Source organism: Paeniglutamicibacter sp. NPDC012692, assembly GCF_042901625.1.
In the GTDB taxonomy this organism is placed as follows: domain Bacteria; phylum Actinomycetota; class Actinomycetes; order Actinomycetales; family Micrococcaceae; genus Paeniglutamicibacter.
In genome coordinates this window covers 171036-196642 of record NZ_JBIBDE010000004.1, presented here as the reverse complement: position 1 = coordinate 196642, position 25607 = coordinate 171036, and the positions used below count along the sequence as shown (strand labels likewise).

22 protein-coding genes and 1 riboswitch are annotated in these 25607 nt (G+C 65.6%); of the genes, 8 read left to right on the top strand and 14 right to left on the bottom strand.

What is annotated here, in order from left to right; translation table 11 throughout:
• Positions 1-7 precede the first annotated feature (7 nt).
• From ACFY5D_RS15295 to glyA, 7 genes are all read right to left on the bottom strand, one after another.
• On the bottom strand, positions 8-1042 hold the full coding sequence (locus ACFY5D_RS15295; protein WP_387531546.1) for an iron ABC transporter substrate-binding protein: 1035 nt from the start codon (positions 1040-1042) through the stop codon (positions 8-10).
• A gap of 456 nt (positions 1043-1498) precedes the next feature.
• On the bottom strand, positions 1499-2602 hold the full coding sequence (locus ACFY5D_RS15290; protein WP_387531543.1) for a fatty acid desaturase family protein: 1104 nt from the start codon (positions 2600-2602) through the stop codon (positions 1499-1501).
• A gap of 344 nt (positions 2603-2946) precedes the next feature.
• Positions 2947-3219 (bottom strand): SHOCT domain-containing protein, encoded by a 273-nt coding sequence (locus tag ACFY5D_RS15285; RefSeq protein ID WP_387531540.1) that lies wholly within the window; start codon positions 3217-3219, stop codon positions 2947-2949.
• 157 nt (positions 3220-3376) lie between these two features.
• Positions 3377-4078 (bottom strand): response regulator, encoded by a 702-nt coding sequence (locus ACFY5D_RS15280; protein ID WP_387531537.1) that lies wholly within the window; start codon positions 4076-4078, stop codon positions 3377-3379.
• Entirely contained in the window at positions 4075-5229 is a 1155-nt protein-coding gene (locus ACFY5D_RS15275) for a sensor histidine kinase (protein ID WP_387531534.1), read from the bottom strand. The genes ACFY5D_RS15280 and ACFY5D_RS15275 overlap by 4 nt, the downstream gene beginning before the upstream one ends.
• A 182-nt stretch (positions 5230-5411) precedes the next feature.
• Complete coding sequence (locus tag ACFY5D_RS15270) at positions 5412-6293, bottom strand: bifunctional methylenetetrahydrofolate dehydrogenase/methenyltetrahydrofolate cyclohydrolase (protein ID WP_387531531.1); 882 nt, start codon at positions 6291-6293, stop codon at positions 5412-5414.
• A 129-nt stretch (positions 6294-6422) separates the two neighbouring features.
• Positions 6423-7715, bottom strand: a complete 1293-nt coding sequence (gene glyA / locus ACFY5D_RS15265) for a serine hydroxymethyltransferase (RefSeq protein WP_387531528.1) — start codon at positions 7713-7715, stop codon at positions 6423-6425.
• Between the two features lie 191 nt (positions 7716-7906).
• Here glyA and ACFY5D_RS15260 point away from each other — a divergent pair, with 191 nt between their 5' ends.
• From ACFY5D_RS15260 to ACFY5D_RS15240, 5 genes are all read left to right on the top strand, one after another.
• On the top strand, positions 7907-9061 hold the full coding sequence (locus ACFY5D_RS15260; RefSeq protein ID WP_387531527.1) for a flavin-containing monooxygenase: 1155 nt from the start codon (positions 7907-7909) through the stop codon (positions 9059-9061).
• A gap of 78 nt (positions 9062-9139) precedes the next feature.
• Positions 9140-9988 carry a formyltetrahydrofolate deformylase gene (gene purU, locus ACFY5D_RS15255; protein ID WP_387531524.1) on the top strand — a complete coding sequence of 283 codons (849 nt, stop codon included), beginning with the start codon at positions 9140-9142 and terminating at the stop codon, positions 9986-9988.
• Positions 9989-10795: 807 nt separating this feature from the next.
• Positions 10796-11683: an ABC transporter permease gene (locus tag ACFY5D_RS15250; RefSeq protein WP_387531521.1), complete on the top strand. Its 888-nt coding sequence runs from the start codon at positions 10796-10798 to the stop codon at positions 11681-11683.
• Positions 11684-11733: 50 nt separating this feature from the next.
• Positions 11734-12795 carry an ABC transporter substrate-binding protein gene (locus ACFY5D_RS15245; RefSeq protein WP_387531519.1) on the top strand — a complete coding sequence of 354 codons (1062 nt, stop codon included), beginning with the start codon at positions 11734-11736 and terminating at the stop codon, positions 12793-12795.
• Positions 12792-13640 carry an ABC transporter ATP-binding protein gene (locus ACFY5D_RS15240; RefSeq protein ID WP_387531516.1) on the top strand — a complete coding sequence of 283 codons (849 nt, stop codon included), beginning with the start codon at positions 12792-12794 and terminating at the stop codon, positions 13638-13640. Before ACFY5D_RS15245 ends, ACFY5D_RS15240 begins: the two co-directional genes overlap by 4 nt.
• Before the next feature lie 578 nt (positions 13641-14218).
• On the opposite strand, the gene ACFY5D_RS15235 is transcribed toward ACFY5D_RS15240, so the two are convergent.
• Together ACFY5D_RS15235 and ACFY5D_RS15230 are read right to left on the bottom strand one after the other, a co-directional pair.
• Positions 14219-14671: an OsmC family protein gene (locus ACFY5D_RS15235; RefSeq protein WP_387531514.1), complete on the bottom strand. Its 453-nt coding sequence runs from the start codon at positions 14669-14671 to the stop codon at positions 14219-14221.
• Positions 14672-14743: 72 nt separating this feature from the next.
• Positions 14744-15301, bottom strand: a complete 558-nt coding sequence (locus ACFY5D_RS15230; protein WP_387531511.1) for a hypothetical protein — start codon at positions 15299-15301, stop codon at positions 14744-14746.
• A gap of 269 nt (positions 15302-15570) precedes the next feature.
• On the opposite strand from ACFY5D_RS15230, the gene ACFY5D_RS15225 reads away from it, so the two are divergent.
• Both ACFY5D_RS15225 and ACFY5D_RS15220 read left to right on the top strand, forming a co-directional pair.
• Positions 15571-16095, top strand: coding sequence for a gamma carbonic anhydrase family protein (locus ACFY5D_RS15225; RefSeq protein WP_387531508.1), 525 nt, complete (start codon positions 15571-15573; stop codon positions 16093-16095).
• A gap of 24 nt (positions 16096-16119) precedes the next feature.
• Positions 16120-17181 (top strand): Gfo/Idh/MocA family protein, encoded by a 1062-nt coding sequence (locus tag ACFY5D_RS15220; protein WP_387531505.1) that lies wholly within the window; start codon positions 16120-16122, stop codon positions 17179-17181.
• A 107-nt stretch (positions 17182-17288) separates the two neighbouring features.
• Here the strand turns inward: ACFY5D_RS15220 and ACFY5D_RS15215 are convergent, their stop codons facing one another.
• The 5 genes from ACFY5D_RS15215 to ACFY5D_RS15195 all read right to left on the bottom strand — a co-directional run bounded on the left by ACFY5D_RS15215 (position 17289) and on the right by ACFY5D_RS15195 (position 23873).
• A complete protein-coding gene (locus ACFY5D_RS15215; protein ID WP_387531502.1) occupies positions 17289-17615 on the bottom strand; it encodes a hypothetical protein in 327 nt (108 codons plus the stop codon).
• Positions 17616-17776: 161 nt separating this feature from the next.
• Positions 17777-19003 (bottom strand): cystathionine gamma-synthase, encoded by a 1227-nt coding sequence (locus ACFY5D_RS15210; protein ID WP_387531499.1) that lies wholly within the window; start codon positions 19001-19003, stop codon positions 17777-17779.
• Between the two features lie 12 nt (positions 19004-19015).
• On the bottom strand, positions 19016-20338 hold the full coding sequence (locus ACFY5D_RS15205; protein ID WP_387531496.1) for an O-acetylhomoserine aminocarboxypropyltransferase/cysteine synthase family protein: 1323 nt from the start codon (positions 20336-20338) through the stop codon (positions 19016-19018).
• Positions 20339-20513: 175 nt separating this feature from the next.
• Positions 20514-22883 (bottom strand): 5-methyltetrahydropteroyltriglutamate--homocysteine S-methyltransferase, encoded by a 2370-nt coding sequence (gene metE, locus ACFY5D_RS15200; protein WP_387531493.1) that lies wholly within the window; start codon positions 22881-22883, stop codon positions 20514-20516.
• A gap of 63 nt (positions 22884-22946) precedes the next feature.
• Positions 22947-23873 carry a methylenetetrahydrofolate reductase gene (locus ACFY5D_RS15195; RefSeq protein WP_387531490.1) on the bottom strand — a complete coding sequence of 309 codons (927 nt, stop codon included), beginning with the start codon at positions 23871-23873 and terminating at the stop codon, positions 22947-22949.
• Between the two features lie 101 nt (positions 23874-23974).
• Positions 23975-24093: riboswitch (SAM riboswitch) on the bottom strand.
• Between the two features lie 431 nt (positions 24094-24524).
• On the opposite strand from ACFY5D_RS15195, the gene ACFY5D_RS15190 reads away from it, so the two are divergent.
• Positions 24525-25268: an SDR family NAD(P)-dependent oxidoreductase gene (locus ACFY5D_RS15190; protein WP_387531487.1), complete on the top strand. Its 744-nt coding sequence runs from the start codon at positions 24525-24527 to the stop codon at positions 25266-25268.
• Positions 25269-25607: the final 339 nt, after the last annotated feature.

Genomic DNA, 25607 nt, shown 5'->3' with positions numbered 1-25607 from the left:
ATATGAGTTACAGCAGTCCTGCCTTGGTCATCAGCTCGGTGACCTTTGCCGAGTTCAGCTTGGCCGGGTCAACGGTCGGAGCCTGGAGGTCCTTGAGCGGAACGAGCTTGTCGTTGGACGCGACGTCCGAACCGACTGCGTATTCAAACGAAGTGCCGTTCTTCAGGATTTCCTGGCCGGCCTTACCGGTGACGAACGTCAGGAACTTCTGTGCAGCTTCTGCGTTCTTCGAGGAGGCAAGCACGCCGCCACCGGAGACGGAAACGAATGCTCCCGGGTCCTGATTCTTGAAGTAGAACGGCTGAACATTCTTGGAGTTCTCTCCGGTCGCGGCCTGGTCACCGTAGTAGTAGTAGTGGTAGATCAAAGCCGCGTCGATTTCGCCGGCGTTGACGGCCTTCATCGCGGTGGAGTTGCCCTTGTAGGCGGTGAAGTTTTCCTTCATGCCTGCCAGCCATTCGGTGGTGGCTTCCTCACCCTTGAGCTCGAGCAGGGCCGCAACGATGGCCTGGAAGTCCGCGCCGGTCGGCGAAGCTGCCCACTTGCCCTTCCACTCCGGCTTGGCCAGATCCAGCATGGACTTGGGAAGCTGGTCCTTGCTGATCTTGGCCGGGTCGTAGACGAACACGGTGGAGCGTGCGGCGATGCCGGTCCACTTGTTGGTCGACGGGCGGAATTCGGCAGGCACCTGGTCGATGGTGGCCTTGTCGACATCGGCAAACAGTCCGGCATTCTCAACCTGCGCCATTGCGGGAGAATTTTCGGTCAGGAATACGTCGGCCGGTGAGGCCTTGCCTTCCTGGATGATCTGGTTGGACATCTCGGTGTCGGAGCCATTGCGAACGGTGACCTTGATTCCGGTTTCCTTGGTGAACGCGTCGACCCATTCCTGGGCAAGGCTCTCATGCTGTGCGTTGTAGACGGTGATCTCGCCCGCTCCGGAAGCCGCTGGGGTCGGAGCACCGGTGGAGCACGCGGTCAGGCCCATCACGGCGGTGGCCGCCAGTGCAATGCCGGCCAGCATGTTTTTGCGAATCTTCATGGGGCAAAACCTTCTGTGGTGAGGAGAACGAGGCGGCAGTCACAAGCCAATCAATGTGAACCCGCTCGATTAGCTTAGGTACGTCTTACCTAAATATCCATCCGAGGTGCGCAAAAGTGCAAAATTTTCACCCATTAGGTCATGCCCAAGTGACCGAAATCAAAAAACCTGACAGTGAATTGCATTGACGCGGTGTTTGTATTTTCATATCAACCCTAGTCAAATGCATAATTTTGGTAACTTCAGGAATGCGAAAGCCTTCCTCGTCGCTAAGTCCATCCAAACGTGTCTCTCATCACTATTAAGTCGGGTTTCTGGGCCACAGAACTCGCGCCAACCCTGAACACCCGGTTAAGCACGTTGCCTCCGGAGCCATGGAAGTGGCGCCGGAGGCAACGTGAGGTGAGGCAAGGGGGCCAACGTCGTTCGACGTGCGGCCCCCAATGACCCTGGAGCTTAGTGGGGGCGGTATTCGCTGACCATTGGGCAGTCAAACGGATCCCGCGCGGAGAGCCCGACCTTGTTCAGGTACGTAATGACCTGGGCGTAGGACTGGGTGACCGAGGTGACCGTGTAGGGCACCTTGAGCTCGTGGCAGTAGTCGCGCACGATCTTGGCGACCGGAGCCAGGTTGGCGCGGGGCATGGACGGGAAGAGGTGGTGCTCAACCTGGTAGTTGAGGCCGCCGAAGACATGCGACAGGATCCGGTTTCCGAAGGCGCTGCGGGCCATGACATTGCGGCTGGTGAGCACCTGGCGGGAGAAGAAGTCGATGCGTGATTCCTTGGGAATCATCGGCATGCCCTTGTGGTTGGGGGCAAACGAAGCACCCATATAGACACCAAAGACTGCCAGCTGAACGCCGAGGAAGGCGGCAGCAATGCCTGGTTCCAGGAAGATGAAGAGGACCGCCACGTAGACGCTGAGGCGGATCGCAATCGAGGTGATTTCCTTGCCGCGGCCCTTCACCTTGTCGCCGGTGAACAGGTACATCATCGAGCGGAAATGCAGGTTGATGCCCTCAAGAGTCAGCAGCGGGAAGAACAGGTAACCTTGGCGTTCGGTGATCCACTTGAGGAGTCCCTTTTGCCTCTGCGCGTCCTCGGTCTGGAATGAGATCGTGTCCCATTCGATGTCCGGGTCCTTGCCGATGGTGTTGGGCATGGCGTGGTGCTTGCTGTGCTTGTTCATCCACCACTGGTAGCTGATGCCGACCACGATGTTGGCCAGGAAGCGGCCGATCCTGTCGTTTGCCGGACCCGAAGTCAGGATCTGGCGGTGCGAGGCCTCGTGGGTCAGGAACGCAAACTGCGTCAGCAGGATGCCGACCGCCGCGGCGATCAACAGCTGGAACCAGCTATCCCCCAACAGGACGAATCCCGTAACCGCGCCACCGAGCAGGGCCAACAAGACGATGGCCGTTCCCAGGTAATGCCCCTTGCGGCGCCCCAACAGACCCGCGTCGCGCACACGAACTTTCAGGTGGCGGTAGTTGTTGGAGCCGGCGTTTCCGCGCGTGCTGCGCTGCTCTGGAACCGAAGGGGAAAGTGTGGAACTCATACTGCTCAAGGTTCACTCCCGGGAGCGAGGAGGGCGACAATTCAGTCGAAAGAACTGAATGTCTCGGTTCCTATAACTCTGAGCATACGGGCAACGCATGTGTAGCACCTGATCGTTGCACAATGACACTAGTTTCCCGAATTCTGCTCCAGGCATGGGTCCTGCGCTGTTCCGCATAAAAACAGGCTCTGACCACTATTTATCGTCATTTTTCCCGGTCGGTCGCCAATTCGACATATGCCACACTTGGAATATTATGCCGAAATTTTTCATTTCGGACGTGTGCGGCCTCCGGGTTGCGGGATCGAAAGGAACAACCCGGGACCCACACCTAAACAAGCCCGCTACTTCTTGCCAGACCGCAGCACTTCCAGCCGCTGACGGTATTCGGTTTCATCGATTTCGCCTCGTGCATAGCGCTCGCGAAGCACTCCTTCGGCGCTCATGGGATCGCCCTGGATCCGGTGGCGCCAGTACATGCGGCGGCTGAAGAAGATGAAGAATCCGATGAGCAGGATCCAGAAGATCGGGATCAGGATGAACCACCCCGGACCGTAGCCCGGTCCCCAGGGATGGGTCGGCATTGCTGCCAGGGCGGGAATGATCATCGTTGTCATGATGGGTTGCTCCTCAAAGCGTGGATATCGGGTTTCGAGGCCCTTCGCCTCACGTATCCACTCTCTTCCTTGAGCACCCGTCCCCACATCGGCCCGGTGGAGTCACCTGGGGTTGCCGCTCGTACTCCATCTGGTGCAGCGGAGGAAGGCACCGGGATTAGCCGCGGGTTCCTCGGTGCTCCTGCGAGGCGGGCGATGCACCGGGCGTGATCAGCCCGCTCTCGTAGGCGATGACCACGAGTCCGGTTCGATCGCGGACGCCCATTTTCCCGATGATGCGCGAGACGTGGGTCTTGGCCGTCAGCGGGGTGATGAAAAGCTGTTCGGCGATCTCTGCGTTGCTCCTGCCGGAGCCGATGAGCAGCAGGACTTCGCGTTCCCGCTCGGTCAGCGACTCCAGGGCCGCGGGCTGTTGCGGCGTCCGTAACGGCTTGGTGGCCGCGACCTGGGCCAGCAGCTTGCGGGTCACCGAGGGCGACAGCAACGATTCTCCCGCCGCAACAATGCGCACCGCCGCGATGAGTTCCTCCGGCTCCGTGTCCTTCACCAGGAAGCCCGAGGCCCCGGCCCGGATGGACGCCAGGATGTAGTCGTCGAGCTCAAAGGTCGTGAGCATGATGACGCGCGTGTGCGCGAGGTTTTCGTCGGCAGTGATGGCCTCGGCCGCGGTGATCCCGTCACCTTGCGGCATGCGGATGTCCATGAGCACGATGTCGGGCTTCAAGGCCCGGGCCTGGGCAACGGCCTGGACGCCGTTCGAGGCCTGCCCCAGCACGCGCATGTCGTCCTCGGCGTCCAGAAGTGCCGAAAATCCGGCCCTGATGAGGGACTGGTCATCGACGATGAGAATGCCGATCATGGTTTTCCCCGTTCCATGGGTTCCGGTTCCTGCGGTGGCGCGGGAATCCACGCGTTGATCCTGGTTCCCGGCCGCCCCGGGCGACCTGTGGGGGCACTGGCGGTTGTGATTTCCATGATGCCGCCCCGGGAACCGACCCTCTCGCGCATGCCGCCGAGTCCGTTGCCCTCGTCGCTTGCACCCATGCCGATCCCGTCGTCCTGGACGGTGATATGTGCGCCTTGCTCCGTAAGTTCGACAAGCACATCTACTCGACCGGCCTTGGCATGACGTACCGCGTTCGTCAGGGACTCCTGGACCACCCGGTAAACGGTGTTTTCGACGCGCTCGTCGACCCAGGTCGGCGGCGGCAACCTCGGCGGTTGGAAGCCGATCTCCAGGTTCGCGCCGCGCACCCGTTGCACCAGGTCGGCGAGCTGCTCGAGACGCTGGCTGGGCACGCGCGGGGCATCCTGCCGCAGCACCGCAAGCACCTCGCGAACCTCGTCCAGCGCCTCCTTGGATCCCGCCTTGATGTTTTCCATGGCCTCCACGAGGGTCGCCGGGTCGCCGTCCTTCCGCGAGAGGTGCAGGGCGACGGAGGCCTGGACGTTGATCATCGACAGCGAATGGGCCACCACGTCGTGGATGTCGCGGGCCAGGACCAGCCGTTCCTCGTCCCGGCGGTGCTTGGCGTGTTCCTCGGCGGCGCGCCGGAATTCGATGCGGCGGTCCTTGGCCATGCGCGCAAGCTCGCCGACCAGCAGGACGACAACCAGCCAGATGATGACGAACCACGCCCGGGTCGTGAGCTCCTGCCGGGTCGCCAGCACGAAGAACAGCAGCGCGATCCCGGCGCCCGTCCCCCAGGCCCACCAGCGTTTCCCCGCGGCGACGGCCAGGACCAGCCCGACCGCCAGGGAGAACGGGAACGGGCCCCAGGGGAACCCGGCAATCACGTACAGCGCCGTCACTCCCCCGATGCCCGCCACCATGGGGCCGGGGGCCTTGCGGCGCAACAGCAGCAAGGCGGGGCCCGCGAGCAACAGGGCGACGGCCTGCCAGCCCAGGGCGGTCCCGAAACGGTGTGCGGCAAAGAATGTGCCGACCACCTGCACCGATGCCACAAACACACTCAGGACGGCGAGTGGCGGGCGGCGGCGGGTGGTCATGCTTCGAGAATACGCCCGAGCGCCGCATGGCATCATCGGGCACCGGTCGTAGTCCCTCCTACTCCACCGGGAGTACACGGAGACAAAGGCTCCGGCAACGCAAACGGGCGGCCACGGCTTCCGCCGAATCCTTGGGCAAGGCTTCGGCGAAGCGTGACCGCCCGCGGGCGTGAAACGGGGTGTTACAGGCCGGCTGCGCGCTCGGCGGACTCGACCACGTTTGCCAGCAGCATGGCGCGGGTCATCGGGCCCACGCCGCCCGGGTTCGGGGAGATCCACGAGGCGACCTCGTAGGCCGCGGGCTCCACGTCGCCGGTCACAACTGCCTTGCCGTTCTCGTCGTTGACGCGCGAGACGCCCACGTCGAGCACGATCGCGCCCGGCTTCAGGTCCTTTGCCTTGATCATGTGCGCGGAACCTGCCGCGGCGATGACCACGTCCGCGGTGGCCAGCTCGGCTGCCAGGTCCTTGGTGCCGGTGTGCGCCAGGACCACGGTGGCGTTGATGTCGCGGCGGGTGAGCAGCAGCCCGATCGGGCGGCCAATGGTCACGCCGCGGCCGACGACGAGCACGCGCTTGCCGTTGAGGTCGATGCCGTGGCGCTCCAGGAGCACGACGCAGCCCTTGGGGGTGCAGGGCAGCGGGGAGGTCATCGGGCGGTTCACGTTGGCGACCAGACGGCCCAGGTTCATCGGGTGCAGGCCGTCGGCGTCCTTGGCCGGGTCCATGGCCTCGAGGACGACGTCCTGGTCGATGTGCTTGGGCAGCGGCAGCTGGACGATGTAGCCGGTGCATTCCGGGTTCTCGTTCAGTTCGCGGACCTTGGCCAGCAGGTCTTCCTGCGTGGTGTCCTCCGGCAGGTCGACGCGGATCGACTGGATGCCGACCTCGGCGCAGTCCTTGTGCTTGCCGCCGACGTACCAGGTGGATCCGGGGTCGGAGCCGACGAGGATGGTGCCAAGGCCGGGGGTGATGCCCTTGGTCTTCAGCACCGCGACGCGTTCGGTGAGTTCGGCTTTGATGGCCGCGGCGGTGGCCTTGCCGTCGAGGATCTGTGCGGTCATAAGGAGGTGCTCCGTTTCAAAAATGTTGCGTGTTCACGGGAAGCGGCGCCGGCCCGGATCGCGGGCCGTGCGCCGCATCCCATTCACCTTGATGCGGTCAATGCCCCGTGGAGGGCATGGGTCTTGGGGTTAGGCGTGCCAGTCTTCAAGGCCCGGGTACAGCGGGAAGGCCGCGGTCAGGGTCTCGACGCGGGCGGCCAGGGCGGCCTTGTCCGCGTTCTGGCCGTCGCGCAGGGCGATGCCGATGATGTCGGCGACCTCGGTGAAGGCCGCGGCGTCGAAGCCGCGGGTGGCCAGCGCCGGGGTGCCGATGCGCAGGCCGGAGGTGACCATCGGCGGGCGCGGATCGAACGGCACGGAGTTGCGGTTCACGGTGATGCCGATTTCGTGCAGGAGGTCCTCGGCCTGCTGGCCGTCGAGCTCCGAGTTGCGCAGGTCCACGAGGACCAGGTGCACATCGGTGCCGCCGGTCAGCACGGAGACACCCGCGGCGGTGACGTCCTCGGCGGTGAGGCGCTCGGCCAGGATCTTGGCACCCTCGAGGGTCATGACCTGGCGCTGCTTGAATTCCTCGCCGGCGGCGATCTTGAAGGCTACGGCCTTGCCGGCGATGGCGTGCATCAGCGGCCCGCCCTGGTGGCCCGGGAAGACGTTCGAGTTGATCTTCTTGGCCAGGTCGGCGTCGTTGGTCAGGATCAGTCCGGAGCGCGGGCCGGCCAGGGTCTTGTGGACCGTGGAGGTGACGACGTCGGCGTACGGAACCGGGTTCGGGTGCAGGCCGGCCGCGACCAGTCCGGCGAAGTGGGCCATGTCGACCCAGAGCTTGGCGCCGACCTCGTCGGCGATGGAGCGGAACTCCGCGAAGTCCAGCTGGCGCGGGTAGGCCGACCAGCCGGCGATGATGACCTGCGGCTGCTCGGCGATGGCCTGGGCGCGCAGCTTGTCCATGTCGACGCGGAAGGTGTCCGGCTCGACCTCGTAGGCGGCGACCTTGTAGAGCTTGCCGGAGAAGTTCAGCTTCATGCCGTGGGTGAGGTGTCCGCCGTGGGCCAGCGAGAGGCCCAGGATCTTGTCGCCCGGCTGGATCAGCGCGGAAAGGGCGGCGGCGTTGGCCGAGGCGCCGGAGTGCGGCTGGACGTTGGCGAACTTGGCGCCGAAGAGGGACTTGACGCGCTCGATGGCCAGGTTCTCCGCCACGTCGACGTGCTCGCAGCCGCCGTAGTAGCGGCGGCCCGGGTAGCCTTCGGCGTACTTGTTGGTGAGCACGGAGCCCTGGGCCTCGAGCACGGCGCGGGGCGCGAAGTTCTCGGAGGCGATCATTTCCAGGGTGTCGCGCTGGCGACCCAGCTCAAGCTTCAGGACCTCGGCGATTTCCGGGTCGACCTCGGCCAGGGACTGGTTGGTCACGGTGTTGTTGCTCATGATGAACTCCATCGGGGTGAGGGTTGGTTTTCGGGCAGACTTCTACTTGCGAATAATTCAACCCCCGGGCCCAGGCGCGCGGTCCGTGGTCAGCTCATGTGCCGCTCCCCGGTGGTTCACCCCACCTAACGCCAGTTGCGACGGTTCCAATCCTAGTCGGAATAGCGCGGTGGTGGAGACTGTTACACCCCATGACAGTTGAAACTTCAACAGACATGGTCGGGAGCGCAGCAAACGTGGAGGAATCGAACGCGGTGTTGGACACCATCGTCATCGGGGCCGGGCAGGCCGGGCTCTCGGCGGCCCACCACCTGCTCCGCAAGGGATTGAGGCCCTTCGAGGACTTCGTGGTGCTCGATTCCAACGACGGCCCCGGCGGGGCCTGGCGCCACCGCTGGGACACGCTGACCTTCGACCGCGCCCACGGCCTGCACCCCCTGCCCGGAATGGCGTTCGACACACCCGACCCGAAGGAGCCCGCCTCCGCGGTGGTCGCCCGCTACTACGGAAGCTACGAGGACCACTTCGACATCCCCGTCATCCGGCCGTTCAAGGTGAAAAAGGTCACGGGGTCGATCGGGGACGGGTTCACCGTCACTGCGGCCGACGGGCGGAGCCTCACGGCCCGGAGCCTGATCAACGCGACGGGCACCTGGGACAAGCCCCACTGGCCTTCCTACCCCGGCCAGCGCGAATTCGCCGGCTGGCAGCTGCACACCCGGGACTTCGTCGCCCCCGAGGAGTTCCTGGGCCGGCGAGTGCTGGTGGTCGGCGGCGGTACCAGCGCCGCCCAGTTCCTGCTGCAGCTCGCGGACCTGGGCATCGACACGCTGTGGTCCACGCGCCGCGACCCGCAGTGGAGGACGGCGCCGAAGGACAAGTCCTGGGGCATCGAGGTGGAGGCCGAGGTCAACGACCGCACCCGTTCCGGGTTGCCGCCGCGCAGCGTGGTCTCGGTGACCGGCCTGCCGCTGACCGATTTCTACACCGCCGGCGTCGAATCCGGCGTGCTGGTTTCGCGCGGCGGCATCGCCGGATTCGGCGAGCGCTCGGTGCGTTTCGCCGACGGCAGCGAAGAGGAGATCGACGTGGTCCTCTGGGCCACCGGGTTCCGCGCCTCGCTCGACCACCTGGCCCCGCTGGGACTGCGCGAACCGGGCGGGGGCATCCTCATGGGCGACGACTCCGTGTCGGTGGTGAAGGTGCCGGGTTTGTTCCTGGTCGGCTACGGGGCCTCCGCCTCCACGATCGGGGCGACCCGCGCCGGGCGGGCCGCCGCGGTGGGTGCCGCGCGCCTGCTGGCCGAACCCGTACTTGCCGAACGCCGGCCGGTGGCGGCGCTCTAGCCCCGGGACCCCGCCGCGACCCGCAACACAGGCTTCACATGCTGCGTCGGGCCCGACGGCGGGGGTAACCTCTTCGAGGTGAGCACCAACGAATTCATCGTGTCCCTGTCCTGCCCCGACCGCCCGGGCATCGTCCACGCAGTGTCGGGCGCCCTGCTGCAGGCCGGTTGCAACATCACCGAGTCGCAGCAGTTCGAAAGCCCGGAAACACACAACTTCTTCATGCGCATCGCGGTGGCCACCGAGCAGCCCGTCGCCAGCCTGCGCGCGGCGCTGGAACCCATCGAGGCCGCGTTCTCCATGAACCTGGACATCAGCGCCGAGGGCGCGCCGCTGCGCACCCTGATCATGTGCTCCACCGAGGGCCATGCCCTGAACGACATGCTCTTCGCGCAGCGCGCCGGGACGCTGCCGATCGAGGTACCGGTGATCGTCTCCAACCACCTGGACCTCAAGCCCATGGCCGACTTCTACGGCATCGAGTTCGTGCACATCCCGGTCACCGCGGCCACCAAGGCCGACGCCGAGGCGCGGCTGCTCGAACTCGTCGCCAAGCACGGGATCGAGCTGGTGGTGCTGGCCCGCTACATGCAGATCCTTTCCGACGACCTCTGCCGCGCGCTCAACGGCAAGGCCATCAACATCCACCACTCGTTCCTGCCCTCGTTCAAGGGCGCCAAGCCGTACCACCAGGCCCACGCCCGCGGCGTGAAGCTCATCGGCGCCACCGCGCACTACGTGACGGCGGACCTGGACGAGGGGCCGATCATCGAGCAGGAGGTCATCCGCGTGGACCACGCGCGCACCGCCAACCAGTTCGTGGCCATGGGACGCAACGTCGAGGGCCGCACGCTCACCCGCGCGGTGGGCTGGCACGCCGAGCGCCGCGTGATGCTCGACGGCCACCGCACCGTGGTGTTCTCCTAGTACCGCGGTCGCGCTTATAGGGTGCATGCCGTTTTCCCGTAAGGGGCCATCCATTGGGTGGCCCCTTCTCCAGTGTCGTTGCAAAGGCTCCCGCGCCAGTGCCCCAGGCATCGAATGCAAGCGCTCGGGTTCGTTGCGGTAGATCATGGTGCGCGAGAGCCCGAGCAAGGCAACGGCCCGCCGGACCAGTACCTCCCGAGCCAATCAACAGCCGGTAGGTGGTTCATCGGCGCTTCCCTGGCTTCGGATCGTCGTTCGTGTTCTCGGAGAGGGACTCCAAGAGCTCGTGCAGTTTCCCCATCACACCAAGGGCTGCCTCGGATCGTTCCAACCGGCTCCCGCTCACCTCCAGCCGACGGCGCAACCGTGCGATCTAGGCCTGCTCAGCAGCGAGTCTCCCGATGGATTCTCCGGGGTTCTTGCCGGCCAATACCCTTGCATCGCGCAGTTTGCGCCGCTCGTTCATCCGCAAGGAATATAGTCCCTGCCCGCGCAGGAACGCACCGACCGCCTGGCGAGTGCAGGCTTCCTCGCACTCGGCCAAAAACAGAACCCAAGGAGCCGTGAGAGCTCTTGCCCCATACCGCTTTCAGGTCTTCCGCCTGTGCAGCTAGCACTTGTAGTGCTAATCGCGGCCAGCGGGCTGGACCCCTTTTTTTGCCTGCAATCTGGGTCTAGGAACGCTTCCAAGCACTGGCTACGTTTATCCAAACCACCGAAACGTGAGCTTGTTCACATTCGATGCGGTGTGGAGATCTCTTCCACTGCTGTTGTGCCGCTCGAGACGTCAGACTTGGAAGGGTTCCCATGGCCACCGCCACTATCACCGCATCCGAAAATCAGCAGCACATTTCCACCTCCGGCAAGAAGTCGAAGAATCATGCACGGACCGCACGGAGGCGACAGACGGCAATCCGCCTCGCGGTCTTTGCAGCCTTCCTGCTGCTGTGGTGGGGCGTAACGGCCGCGGGCCTGGTAAAACCATTGTTCCTGCCTTCACCCGGGGCCGTCTGGAATGCCGCCGTCCAGGCGAACTCGTGTCATCCCGTAGCCGCTGGAGTCGACCGCCTCGTCTGCGGCGAGCAGAACTACTTCATGTGGGAGCATTTGATCGCCAGCCTGCAGCGGATCGGCGCCGGCGTGGGCATGGCCATAGCGTTTGGGGTGATCCTGGGCTTCATCATGGGCACGATAAAGCCAATCAACACGGTCATTGAGCCGTATCTGAACTTCCTTCGCTCGCTGCCGCCATTGGGCTACATCGGCCTGCTGATCGTCTGGTTCGGCATTGGAGACGTTTCGAAAATCTGGCTGTTGTTCCTCGCCGCGTTCCCGCCGATTGCGATGGCCACCATTTCCGGGGTGGGCGGAATCCGGCAGGCCCGGATTCACGCAGCCCAGTCTCTCGGCGCATCCCGGTGGCAAGTCATGACAAACGTCATCCTCCCTTCCAGCCTGTCGGAAATATTCAGCGGCATCCGTATCGCCGTCGGCTTTGCGTGGACCACCGTAGTGGCAGCCGAGCTAAACAACGGCATCCCCGGCATCGGCGGTCTGGCCTATATTTCCGGCACCCAGCTTCAGACACCTCTGACCATCGCGTGCATCATCGTCATCGGCATCTCTGCCATCGCGCTGGACGCCCTCATCAAGAACCTCGGGCGCGTCCTCGTTCCGTGGCATGGCAAGGCATGACCGTCCCATTCCGTACTCGAACCATCCGCACCTCAAAAGAAAGATTCATCATGACGAAGCTTCCTTCCGGATCACGTAGCGCCGCCGCCGTTGTCGCCCTACTGGCCATGACCCTGTCCGGCTGCGCCAGCGCGTCGGAGCGCACCACCGAAACCTCAACCTGCCCGTTTGCACCCGATGAATCCATTACTGCCACAGCACGCATTGCCTATCAGCACATTCCAAACGGGGATCTGATCGTCAAGGACCAGGGCCTTCTCGAAGCATGCATGCCCAATGCGAAAATTACGTGGAGCAAGTATGACTCGGGCGGAGACGTGGTGCAGGCTTTCGGTTCCAACTCCGCGGACTTGGGGCTGATCGGCTCCAGCCCCGCTACGAAGGCACTCTCGGCTCCATTGAACATCGATATGAAGGTGGTTTGGCTCCATGACGTCATTGGAGCCGCAGAGTCCCTCATCGCCAAGGACACCTCCGTCAAATCAATTGCGGATCTAAAAGGCCGGACGATCGCCGTTCCCTTTAGCTCCACAGCCCACTACAGTCTGCTCAACGCCCTGAGGGAAGCCGGACTGGACGCCGCCAAAGATGTCAAAGTCATCAATTTGTCGCCCGACAAGGTGATCGGCGCATGGCAAAGCGGAGAGGTTGACGCCGCCTGGGTCTGGGACCCGACACTGACTCAGCTCAAGGAGGAAGGGACCGTCGTAACAGGCAGCGGCGAGACTGCCGAGGCCGGGTTCCCGACTTTCGACGCAGCGGGCGCCACCACTACTTTCATCACAGCAAATCCTGGCTTCATGGATGTGTGGACCAAGAGCCAGAACTACGCTGTGGAACTTATCAACGAGGATCCGAAGGCAGCCGCGGTCTCCGTGGCAGTCGAGTTGGGAATCGCCCCCGAAGAGGTCGAAAAACAGTTCACCGGGTACAAATACTTGACGGCGAAAGAGCAAAGCGGGGCCGAGTACTTCGGCGGTAAGCTCGCAGCTGACTTCCACAAGACAGCTGGGTTCCTCCACGGCGAAGGTGAAATCTCGGCTGTGGGCAACGAACAGGACTATACCGACGGGCTCTACGGCGCGTCGATCTCCAAGGCAGGCACCAAATGACAGCGGTGAACGACCGGCCCATTGCGGGCTCTGTATCCGCCGGACGCCGGGTGGTCCTCGACAATATCTCCCAGCGATACACAACCGACAGCGGGGATACGGTGCATGCGGTCTCGGACACCTCCATCACTGTCGAGTCCGGCGAGTTTGTATGCATTGTTGGTCCGTCCGGCTGTGGTAAGAGCACCCTCATGGACATGCTTGCAGGGTTTCTAACCCCTACCCAGGGCACTGTCACCATCGGCGGGGAGAAAGTCTTGGGGCCCGGACAGGATCGCGGCGTCGTCTTCCAACAGCCAAACCTGTATCCATGGCTCAGCGTCCGAAAGAACGTGGAACTTGGGTTAAAGCTCCGGAAGATTCCGGCCTCCGTTCGCCAAGACGAAGCGAAGCGCTACCTGAAAATGGTAGGGCTGGAGCAGTTCATGGACCGCAAACCCTATGAGCTCTCCGGCGGCATGCAGCAACGCTGCCAGATTGCTCGCGTTCTCGCCAATGACCCCGAGATCATCCTCATGGATGAGCCGTTCGGAGCCCTGGACGCGCTGACACGTGAGCGCATGCAGGTTGAACTGCTGGAAATCTGGCGGAAAAGAAAGAAGACCGTCTTCTTCATTACACACAGTGTCGAGGAGGCAATTTTCCTCGGGACGCGGGTACTGGTGATGAGCGCACGTCCAGGACGTATCATCCTCGACGAGGCGATCAACATCAGTGACGAGAACGGTTCCCCGCTTGGTGCAGAGCTGAGATCCGCACCCGAATTTGTCCGTCTCCGGGACAAGGTATCCACCGCCATCTACGAAGCGCAGGGGGTAACCGGGATTTCTCCCGCTCAGCATTGAAGTCAGTGACCCATCTCAGGTCCGGAAGATCGACTCCCTGCCGACCGTTTTTCTCAGGGCAACAACGGTCTACCGGATGGCGGCGTAGGCACGGCCAGGATATTCCCGGTCGGCGACTTATGTGAACAGTTGTTGAGACGCTGGCGAATAGCCCGAGGTGGCATGGGTGTTCCACATAGGTGGTACCCCTATCTTGCGGACCTGGAACTGGCCGGGAATCGCCGTTGGCGATTCCCGGCCAGTTCTCTGTGCCTTTGCAGGCGTGCATACTCCCAGAAGCCGGCGGTTGCCGTGGTCTTCTGGCTGCGGAGCCCTCTCAGCCAGTCTCGTTGGAGACCGTTTCTTGAATGAGAATGGAGTCTGATCCATGGCCACTGCGGAGCGTGGCACTCGGCAGTCATCTGGGGGTTCCCGGCAAGCCTTCCCGTTACGGGACCAAACGCAATGCGGACGACTTTGGACTGCGCAGTCGTCTCAAACGAAAAAGACTTGCCTGCATTGGGACTTGAGCCGCCGTCGGACACCGGTCTGGTGCCCGACGCTCGATAAGGGTGCCGGGAGTTCGTCCGGCGGCCCCGTCAGCCCTCGGCGTCGCCGAGCGCCACGTGGACCTCGTTCGAGACGGGAGTGCCGAGCTCCACCGTCCGTGACACCGTGCAGTACTTCTCATGCGAGAGGTCGACCAGACGCTCGACCATGCCGGCTGCCTTGCGTCCCTCCTCCGTGTCGGGGAAGGCCACGTTGAAGGACAGGTGCAGCCCGTCCACCCGGCTGGCGCCGTCCTCGACCACCTTGCGGCCGGTTGCCGACACCCGGAAGTCCGTGGGCTCGGCGCTGCGTGCGGTCACCGTGTCGACGTCGATCGACGAGCAGCCGGCGATCGCCGCCAACAGCAGCTCCACCGGGCTCAGCAGCCCTTCGCCCTGGCCGAACTCGATTTCTGCGCCCGCTCCGTTGCGCACCGTGTAGCGGCCGGTTGCTGTGCGGGTCAGCTCAACGGAACGCAGCGTGGGGTCTTCGTTTTCGTTCATGGGACCATCATGCCACCAGCGGACGGGTTCACGGCCAGGTGCTGCAACATACCGGCACGGGCGCAACGCCGGCTAGCTTTCGGTGGCCCACTGCTCGTGCTCGTCCAGGTGGTGGCGCTCGCTGGCCCCGGGCTGGGTTCCCGAATCGGCCAGCTGCTGCATGCGTTCCATGAGTTCGGCCGCGACGGTCCAGGTCTCCAGGGTCGAGGGCGGGTTCACGCCCGCGGCCCTGGCAATCTTGTTGCGCCACTTGTTGGTGAACCCCAGGACCTGCTCGCCGCCGATGTTCCGGTCCCAGAGCCAGCGGGCCAGTTCCTTGGCCTTTTGCAGCCTGTTGGCCTCGGCCTTGGTGCCGTGGCGGAACAGGTCGATGGCGGGTTTCGCGGGCGCCGGCGCGGCGGTGGGTTCAGTGATCGCGGGGGCGGGCTCGACGGCCACTTCGGGCTCGAGCTCCGGAAGCCCGATCGCGATGATCTCTGCGCCGTTGTCGATGGTGTGCACGGCCGCCCGGATGATCCCCTCCAGCTCCGCCAGGATCCGCGGCGGAATGTTCGGGGCCTGCTCCCCCAGCGTGGACCGCAACTCGGCGACCATACGCTCGTAAACCTCAACCTTGTGCTGCGGCCACATCGTCCCAGCTGCTCCCGTTCTTCGGCGTCGGACACCGATTCAATTCCTGCCGCTCCAAGGCGCGGATCCGATCCCCAAGACTATCCGGTGGCCCCGGACCGTGGCCACCGGAGGCCCGGGCACCCTGCCCACGGGCCATCCCCCGGGACGGCCGCGGGCCCCTTCGGCGAGGCACGCGCCCGGACCGGAATTCGGGTCCGGAAAAACGCTTCGGGCCACGTCGTGTCACGCTACCGAAACGGGCGAGGGGCACAGGCTAGAGTGGTGCCATGGCTCACATCATTACCATTGACTCCAAGACCCCATCCGTCGACCAGACCTGCTTCGTGGCACCGACCGCGACCCTGTCCGGCGACGTCACCCTGGGGCCGCAGGCCAGTGCCTTCTACGGCGTTTCGGTACGCGGCGACTCGGCCGCGATCAAGGTCGGCGAAGGCACCAACCTGCAGGACAACGTGGTGCTGCATGCCGACACGGGCGTTCCCTGCACCATCGGGGACCGCGTTTCGGTGGGCCACTCGGCCGTCGTCCACGGGGCCACCGTGGGAAACGACTGCCTGATCGGCATGAGCGCAACCATCATGAACGGGTCGGTCATCGGGGAGCACTCCCTGGTGGCGGCGGGCGCCCTGGTGCTCGAGGGAACCGTCGTTCCCCCGCGTTCGCTGGTTGCAGGGGTACCGGCCAAGGTCAGGCGTGAACTGACCGATGAAGAAGTCGAGGGCCTGAAGGAAAACGCTGCCCACTATCTGGTGCTGGCAGCCAAGCACCGTGACGCCAACGCGGCACGGTAGATACCCACAGGGGAGTACAAAGCGATGGCCAGTTACATTCAGGCACCACCCACTGCACACCCCGGAGCACCCTCACCGGTGCATGCCACGGGCCGCACCCTCAACTGGGGTGTGGTTTCCACCGGCAGGATCGTCTCCCACGTGATTGCGGACCTGCAGTCCCTCGGTGACGCGAACGTCATCGCGGTGTCCTCGCGCAGCGAGGAGCGCGCCCGCATCTTCGCCGAGGAACACGACATCGAGTGGGCGTTCGGCTCCTACCAGGCGATGTTCGACGAGCCGGAGGTCGAGGCCGTCTACATCGCGACCCCGCACGGCCAGCACTTCGAGATCGCCATGGCGGCCCTGAAGTCGGGCAAGCACGTGGTCTGCGAAAAGTCGCTGACCATCAACGCGCACGAGGCCCGCGCCCTGGTCGCCGAGGCCCGCGAGCGCGACCTCTTCCTGATGGAAGCCGTCTGGTCGCGCTTCACCCCGGTCTTTGCCCGTGCCCTGGAGATCCTCGAATCCGGCGAACTCGGCGAGGTTTCCTGGGTCCAGGCGGACCTCGGCTTCAAGGCCGAATACGATCCGAACTGGCGCCTCTTCAACCCGGCGGACGGCGGCGGGGCACTGCTGGACATGTCCATCTACCCGCTCACCTGGGCCATCGGCGCCATGGGGTTCCCGACGTCGGTGCAGGCAACGGCCGACCTCAACGAGGACGGCGTCGACATCCAGAACGCCATCACGCTCGCCTACCCGGGCGTGCGCCACGCGCAGCTGATGACCACGTTGACCGCCACTCCCCCGCGCGAGGCGCGGGTGGCCTGCAGCAACGGCTGGCTCAGCACCAACGCACCACTCCACAACCCCACCAAGTTGTTCATCCACCCGGCCAAGGGGCTCAGCCGCACCGAGGTCTTTGAACCGGTGGGCAACAACTACACCTACCAGTTCCGCGAGGCCACGCGGTGCATCCAGCAGGGCCTGAACGAGTCCCCCACCATGCCGTGGGAACACTCGGTCAACACCATGGCCATCTTCGACGGCATCCGCCACCAGCTGGGGATCCGCTACCCCAACGACCTGGCCCGCACCAGCTAGGGCCAAACGGCCCCTGTTTCTGCACAAACGAGGGTGGCGCTTGCCGACGAACCGTCGTCGGCAAGCGCCACCCTTGCCATGTCTCGGGTGCACTGTCCCGCACAGGGCTACTGGGCCACGGGTCCGGTTTCTCCGGCATCGCGCAGCGCCGCACGCAAATCCTCGAGGGACGGCAGCCCGGCGAATCCCTCCGGCGCCGGGTAGACCCGGCAGCTGAGGGCCGGCTCGGCCGCGGAGGCGAACAGGTCCCGGCCGGAGACGACGAACGTCGGGGAACCGTGGAACGCCAGTTCCCGGGCTTCCTCGTCGCTGGCCAGTTCCCGGATGCGCAGGTCGCCCGCATCCAGCCCCTCGGCTTCCAGGGCGCGACGATACAGCTCGCCGGCCGGGTCGCTGTTCGGGCAGTCGGCAATGATGCGCAATTCGAAGTCCATGCCCCAATCGTCCACTTCGCGCCGCGGGAACGCAAAGAGCCGCCGGGTTGCAGCCCGGCGGCTCTTTCACGGTTGATGCGTTGGCCGGCCTTCGGCCCCCTCAGACCCCATGCACGGCCAACGCAAACTTGTGGCCCGGCCGGTGGGCCGGGAATCCCTTCTCAGGCCGTGGCCGCAACCAGGGAGGCGCGGCGCGCGGCGGCCAGGCCGAGTTCGAGGTCGGCAATCAGGTCCTCGACCTGTTCGACGCCGACGCTGAGCCGCACCAGGTTCTTGGGCACAGCCAGCGGGGTGCCGATCACCGAGGCGTGGGTCATTTCCGAGGAGTAGCAGACCAGCGACTCGACGCCGCCCAGGGACACCGAGAGCGCGAACAGCTCGGTCGACTCGGCGAAAGCGCGCGCTGCGGCCTCCCCGCCGGCGAATTGCAGCGAGACGATGCCGCCGAATCCGCGGGACTGGGTCTTGGCCAGCTCGTGCCCCGGGTGCGATTCGAGCCCCGGGTACAGCACCGTGGAAACCTCGTCGCGGGTGGTCAGCCAATCGGCGATGCGGGCGGCGTTCGAGCAGTGGCGCTCCATGCGCAGCCCCAGGGTCTTGAGCCCGCGGGCCGCAAGGAAACAGTCCTGCGGGCCGGCCACGGCTCCCCCGGCGAACTGCTGGAACCCGACGGCCTCGGCCAGCGACTGGCCGCGGAAGATCCGCTCAGCCACGATCACCGCCCCGCCGAGCACGTCCGAGTGCCCGCCGATGTACTTGGTGGTCGAGTGCACCACGACGTCCGCGCCGAGGATGATCGGCTGCTGCAGGAACGGGGTGGCGAAGGTGTTGTCCACGACCAGCAACGCGCCGGCCTCGCGGGCGATCCGTGCCCAGCCGGCAACGTCGGCGATGCCCAGCAGCGGGTTCGACGGGGTTTCCACCCAAAGCAGCGCGGTCTTCCCGGGCTGCACCGCGGCGGCCACGGCCGCGAGGTCGGTGATGTCCACCGGGGTGTTGGTGATCCCCCATTTGCCGTGCAGGCGGTTGATGAGCCGGTTGGTGCCGCCGTAGCCGTCGGCGCCGAGGACGATGTGGTCCCCTGGTTCCAGCACCGCGCGCAGCAGCGCGTCCTCGGCGGCGATGCCGGAGGCGAAGGCGAAGCCCGCGTGGCCCGCTTCCAGGGCGGTGAGCTGGGTTTCGAAGCCGCCACGGGTCGGGTTGGAGCCGCGGGAGTACTCGTGGCCGCTGCGCAGGACGTTGATGCCGTCCTGCACAAAGGTGCTGGTCTGGTAGATCGGCGGGATGACCGCGCCGGTCAGCGGGTCCGGTGCCTGGCCTGCGTGGATGGCCAGCGTGTTGAAGGAGTGGGTGTTGAAGGAATGCTGGGTGCCTGCTGGGTTGCTCATGGTCGTTCCTTCCTAGACGCCGACGGATACGCGGGTCGGTGATGTGGTTTCTTGGGTCAGCGCATCAAGCGCACGGGTCAGGTCCGCGATCAGGTCCGCCGAGTCCTCCAGGCCCACCGAGACGCGCAGGGTCCCGGCGGAGATCCCGGCGGCGGCAAGCTGGGCGCCGGAAAGCCGACAGTGGGTCATGGCGGCGGGGTGCACGATCAGGGACCGTGCGTCGCCGATGTTGGCGGCCAGGGCAAAGAGCTCGACCGAGTCGACGACCTGCGGGACGGCGGCGGCGTCGTGCAGGTCGAAGGAGAACACGCAGCCGGTGCCGGCCGGGAAGTCCCGGTGCGCCAGCTCGTGGTCCTGGTGGCCGGGCAGCGACGGGTGGTGGACCCTGGCCACGGCCGGGTGCTCGTTGAGCGCCGCCACCAGGTCCAGCACGTTGGCCTGCGCCTTGGCCACGCGCAGCGAGAGCGTCTCGATGCCCGTGAGGATCGCCGAGGCGGAGGCCGCGCTGAGCGTGGGGCCCAGGTCGTGCAGGAACTTGGAGCGTGCAAGCATCAGGTACGCGGTGGCGCCGTAGCGTTCCAGCAGCGAGTCCCCGTAGTAGCGGGCCTTGGGCGCGGCGATCTGCGGCCAGCGGGTCGCATCGGAGAAATCGAAGGTGCCGGCGTCGACGATCAGTCCCCCAAGCACCGATCCGTGGCCGGCCAGCGCCTTGGTGGCCGAGTGGACCACGATGTCGGCGCCGAACTCGATGGGGCGGTAGGCGGCGGGGGTTGCCAGGGTATTGTCGACGACCACCGGGATGCCCGCGGCGTGGGCGACGTCGGCGATGGCGCGCAGGTCCACCAGGGTGATCAGCGGGTTGGAGACGGACTCGAGCAGGAAGCCGCGGGTCTTCTCCGTGATGGCCGCCGCCCAGTTGGAGGGGTCCTCCGGGTCGACGAACGTGACGGTCACGCCGAAGTCCGCGAAGGTGTCGGTGAGCAGGTCGACGGTGCCGCCGTAGAGCTTGTTGGAGGCCACCAGGTGGTTGGGGCCCTGCAGCAGGGCCAGCAGGGAAACGGCGACGGCCGCCTGGCCCGTGGCGGTGGCCAGCGCGCCGATGCCGCCCTCCAGCGCCGCGGCGCGCGCCTCCAGCACGGAGACCGTGGGGTTGCCGGTGCGCGAGTAGGTGAAGCCCGCCTTCTTCAGCTTGAAGAGCTCGGCGGCGGTGGCGTAGTCGGTGAACTCAAACGCCGCGGAGTTGTAGATCGGCACGGTCATGGGTCGGTGCGGGCCCGCGGGGCTGTAACCGGTGTGGATTTCGGTGGTGGCGTTCTGCCAGTTGCTGGTGGCCATGATCGTGCCTTTCGGGGCCTGGTGCTGAGGAAAAGTGCGGGGAAGGACGTGCGGGGGTGCATCGAGTTGCGGATCGATACACCCCCCCACGTCCGGCCCCTGTGCCGCCGCGGGGCCCGGTCGGGATTGGGACTCGGGTGCGGGCCCGGCGGCGGTCCTGCGGGACTAAACGCGCTTAGGCGTTTGCGCCGGTGTTTGCGCCGATCGTGGCGCGGGCCGCGAGGGTGGCCTCGACCAGGTTGGCCAGCGAGGCCTCGGTCTCCGCGTAGCCGCGGGTCTTCAGGCCGCAGTCCGGGTTGATCCACAGCTGCTTGGCCGGCAGCGAGGCCAGGGCGATCTCGATGAGCTCGGCGACCTCTTCGGTGGACGGGACGCGCGGCGAGTGGATGTCGTACACGCCCGGGCCGATGCCGCGGCTGTAGCCGAACTCGGTCAGGTCCGCGGTGACCTCCATGCGGGAGCGGGCGGCCTCGATCGAGGTGACGTCGGCATCCAGCGCGTCGATCGCGTCGATGATCTCGCCGAATTCCGAGTAGCACAGGTGCGTGTGGATCTGGGTGGCATCCACGGCGCCGGCGGTGGACAGGCGGAAGGAGTCGACCGACCACTTCAGGTAGTCGGCCTGGTCTGCCTTGCGCAACGGGAGCAGCTCGCGCAGCGCCGGCTCGTCGACCTGGATGATGGAGATGCCGGCGTCCTGCAGGTCCGCGATCTCGTCGCGCAGCGCCAGCGCCACCTGGTTGGCGGAAGTCGCCAGCGGCTGGTCGTCGCGGATGAAGCTCCAGGCCAGGATGGTGACCGGGCCGGTGAGCATGCCCTTGAACGGCTTGTTGGTCAGCGACGCTGCGTAGGAGATCCACGGGACGGTGAAGGCCGCCGGGCGGGACACGTCGCCCCAGAGGATCGACGGGCGGGTGGCGCGCGATCCGTAGGACTGCACCCAGCCGTTGGTGGTCTCGGTGAAGCCGTCGAAGTTCTCGGCGAAGTACTGGACCATGTCGTTGCGCTCGGGCTCGCCGTGCACCAGCACGTCCAGGCCCAGGCGTTCCTGCAGCTCCACGACGCGGGCGATCTCCGCCTTGAGGAAGCCCTCGTAGGCGGCGTCGTCGATGCTGCCGTTGCGGTGCGCGGCGCGGGCGGTGCGGACCTCGCCGGTCTGCGGGAAGGAGCCGATGGTGGTGGTCGGCAGCACCGGCAGGTTCAGTGCGGCTTCCTGCGCGGCCTCACGCACGTCGGCGGCGGAGCGGGAGAAGTCGGCGTCGGTGAGCGCGGCTAGGCGGTCGCGGACGGCGGCCACGGTGGTTCCGGCGAACGCCGCGCGGTGGTTGATGGCGGTCTCCGCGGCGGAAAGCTCGGCGGCGATCGCCGATTCGCCCTGCGCCAGGCCCTTGGCCAGGGTGATGACCTCGGCGACCTTCTGGTTGGCGAAGGCCAGCCATTCCGGCAGGTGGGCCGGCAGGTTGTTTTCCAGGGCGACGTCGTGCGGGACGTGCTGCAGGGAGGTCGCGGTGCCCACGGCGATGGTGCCGTTGGACTTCTCGACCTCGGTGCGCAGGGTCTTCAGGATGACCAGCGATTCGGCGAGGTTGTTGCGCCAGATGTTGCGCGAGTTGACGACGCCCGCAACCAGGGTGGCGCCGGCGAGGTCGCCGAGGAATTCAGCCTTCGGGGCCAGACCGCGGACCAGGTCGGCGTGCACTGCCTCGACGCCGGCGCGGGCCAGCAGGCCCTGGGTCGCACCCGGGCGGGCCACGTCACCGGCGGTTCCGTAGCCGAAGGTGACAAACAGGGCCGGGCGCTCGGTGGCGGCGGCGAGCTTGGCGTAGACGGACTCGGCCAGGGCGCCGGGAACGGCCAGTTCGGCGCCGCGGTCGGTGACAAGTGCCGGCTCATCGATCTGGACCCACGGGGCGCCCGCGGCTGCGAGCTCGGTCAGGATCTGTGCGTAGGCTGCGACGACCTCGTCGATGCGGGTCAGCGGGTCGAAACCCTCCGCGGCGCCGTCCTCGGCCTTGGCCAGCAGCAGGTAGGTGATGGGGCCGACGAGGGTCGGGCGGATGGTGCTTCCGTTGGCCGCGTGGGCCTTGAAGGATTCGACCAGCGGCTTGGCATTGGCCGCGATCGGGGTGTTCTCGCCGATCTCCGGAACCAGGTAGTGGTAGTTGGTGTCGAACCACTTGGTCATTTCCAGCGGGGCGCGGGATTCGTCGCCGCGGGCCAGCACGAACGAGGCCGCGGTGTTGACCGTGCCGTCGGCGGCGGCCAGGTCGGCGAAGCGGGTCGGCAGGGCGGACAGCGCCACGGTGGCGTCGAGGACCTGGTCGTAGTAGGCGAAGTCGCCGGGCAGCGAGGCGTCCGTGGCACCCAGGCCGAGTTCGGTGAGCTTGGCAAGGTTGGCCTGCTGCAGTTCGCGGGCCGCGGCGTGCAGGGTGGCCTCGTCGGTGCGGTTGGCCCAGTGGGCCTCGAGGGCCTTCTTGAGCTCGCGGTTCGGGCCGATGCGCGGGTAGCCGAGGATGGATGCTGCCGGGAAGGTTGGCTTCGTCATGGTGTTTCTCCTTGGGTGTTGAAAGTGTTGTAAGTGTTGGAAAAGCGTTGAAGGACCGGGCGCCTAGACGGCGGCGCGGGCGGCCCAGGAGTTGACGACCTGGGCCCGGGTGCGGGGCAGCTCGAGCCGTTCGATGACGTCGAGCGAGCCGCGGTGGTCGTTGAAGGTGTAGAGGTGGACGCCGGGCGCCCCGTCATCGAAGGCACGCCGTGCCAGGGTGACGGCAGCGCTGACCCCGATGTAGTGGCGTTCGGCGTCGGTGCTCGCCGATTCCAGCGCGTGCGCCAGGATCGGATCCGGTTCGACCCCTGTCATCGACGCCAGCCGGTTGAGCCGCTTGAGCGAATTCAGCGGGATGACCCCCGGAATGATCGGGATGGACACTCCTGCGCGGCGAGCCGAGTCAACCAGGTTGGTGTATTCCTCTGGCCGGAAGTACACCTGGGTGATCGCGTAGTTCGCCCCCGAGCGCTCCTTGGCCAGCAAGACCTCCACGTCGTGCTCGAACGACGGGGATTCGGGGTGCCGGATCGGGTAGGCGGCCACGCCGACCCCCAGCCGCCCGCCGGCCAGCGCCGCCGAGTGCTCGGTTTCGACCTCGCGGATGAGTTCGATCAGGTAGCGGGCGAAGGGGAATTCCCCGCGCCAGCCGTCCGGGTCTGTGGGCAGGTCGCCGCGAAGCGCCAGCACCCCGCGGACCCCGAGCGAGATGAAGTGGCGGATCAGGTTCTCGAGGGATTGGCGGCTCTCCCCCACGCAGGTCAGGTGCGCCAGCGGGCGCAGCCTGGTGTTCTGGATGAGGTGCTCGATCAGTTCCAGCGAGGCCCGGCGGCGTGCGTGGGTCCCCGAGTAGGTGACCGACACGTAGTCGGGGTTTGTGGCCTGAAGCGCCTCGATGCTGTTGAAAACGCCCTCGGTCGCGTCGCGGTTCACCGGCGGGTACAGCTCATAGGACAGTGACGGCGGGGCCGCGGACGGTGTAATGCTCATGTGTGACTCCTCGTCTAAACGAGGGAGGCCCCAAGGTACGCCACAAAAGCCCCAGCAATCCGTGCGGATGACTGCGGCGATGGTGAGCAGGTTTTGAAGCGGCTCCATCGCTTCTGGCCTTAGCACCCTCAACAACGGAGTCCCCGCACAGGGGGAATCCATCGATTGATGGTTGCTGCGGCGTCAACGAGCCAGATCTCTCAGCCGCTCTTGATGGTTGATGCATTCATCATGTTCCACGCTTCAAGGGCGGTGCAAGGTGCCGGTCGCGCACCGCGTCACGTGGGGCAAAAACACTTCACATGACGATTTTTTGTCATTCTTGCCAACATTGTCCGGCCGATTGTTAAGTACGAGTCGGGGCCTACTTCCCCGGATTTCCGGTGGCTTGCCGCCCGTGCGTTACTTTTGGGGCCCAATGTGAAGCCTCTGTGACGAGGCTGCTCGGGGCGCCGACGCCACAACCCGGGTCATCCATTCACTGAAGCCGTTGTGCCCGGGTCGCCCCATGAGATACTGTCGTCACGACACAATCTTGTCGGATCCGCCAAGGTGCAGGCTCCGCCAACGCGCGAACCAGCGTGATCCTGCAGCCCGGCGGTCCGCCGCGGTGGAACGACCAGCCATGTAAACGCGAAAAGGGGAATGGGAATGCAGCTTGCCAACAAGGTAGTCATCGTCACCGGCGGAGCCTCGGGCATCGGGGGCGCCATTTCCCGGGTGTTGGTGGCCCGCGGCGCCAAGGTCGTCGCCGTAGACGTCAACGGCGAGGCCGGCACCACGCTCAAGGGTGACCTCGGCGGTGACGTGCAGTTCCTGCTGGGCGATGTCAGTGACAAGGCCGTGGCAGCCGCCGCCGTGGAACTGGCGAGCGAAACTTACGGCGGGTTGGACGCGCTGGTGAACAACGCCCATGCATCGCGCCAGGCCATGTTCAACGACCTGACCGAGGATGAGTGGGAACTTTCCTTCAACACCGGCTTCCGCGCCACCCGCCAATTCATGGCCGCGGCCTACCCGCTGCTGGCGGTCAACGGCGGCTCGGTCGTGAACTTCGGCTCGGGTTCGGCGATGGTCGGCCAGATGACCCAGGCGGCCTATGCCTCCGCCAAGGAAGCCATCCGGGGACTTTCCCGCGTGACGGCGAATGAATGGGCCAAGGACAACATCCGCGTCAATGTCGTCTCCCCCATGGCGCTGACCGACGGGGTCAAGGCCTGGAGCGAGGCATTCCCGCAGATGTACCAGGACTCCCTCGCGAAGGTCCCGCTGGGGCGCTTCGGGGATCCGGAAGAGGATGTCGCACCCATCGTGGCGTTCCTTGTCTCGGATGATTCGCGCTACATGACGGGCCAAACCCTCATGGCCGACGGCGGGGCGAACAAACTCTACTAGCCGGCAAAGCATCAAGCCTTCCGGGTGCGGGTCATGGGCCTGTTAGCAGCTACCGCATCCCGCGACCGAAGGTTGGTGCCGTCCCGCGGGATGAACCACGGGTCCGGTCAGGCCACTGGTCCGGCATACTCCGGACCGGAGCCGCGTGCTCCTCGAAGCACATTCGCCGGTGCGCCGGCATTCCTGGTTTTCCGGTACCGAGAGCAGTGAATCGCTACGACAAATGGCCGGATTTTTCGCGGAGGTCAGAGGCCGATGAGGAGAACCAGCCGCGTTAGACACAATTTCGGACGTAAGCACGTTGAGGTCCTTCACCACCGGTGCGTGTTCGATCCCGGT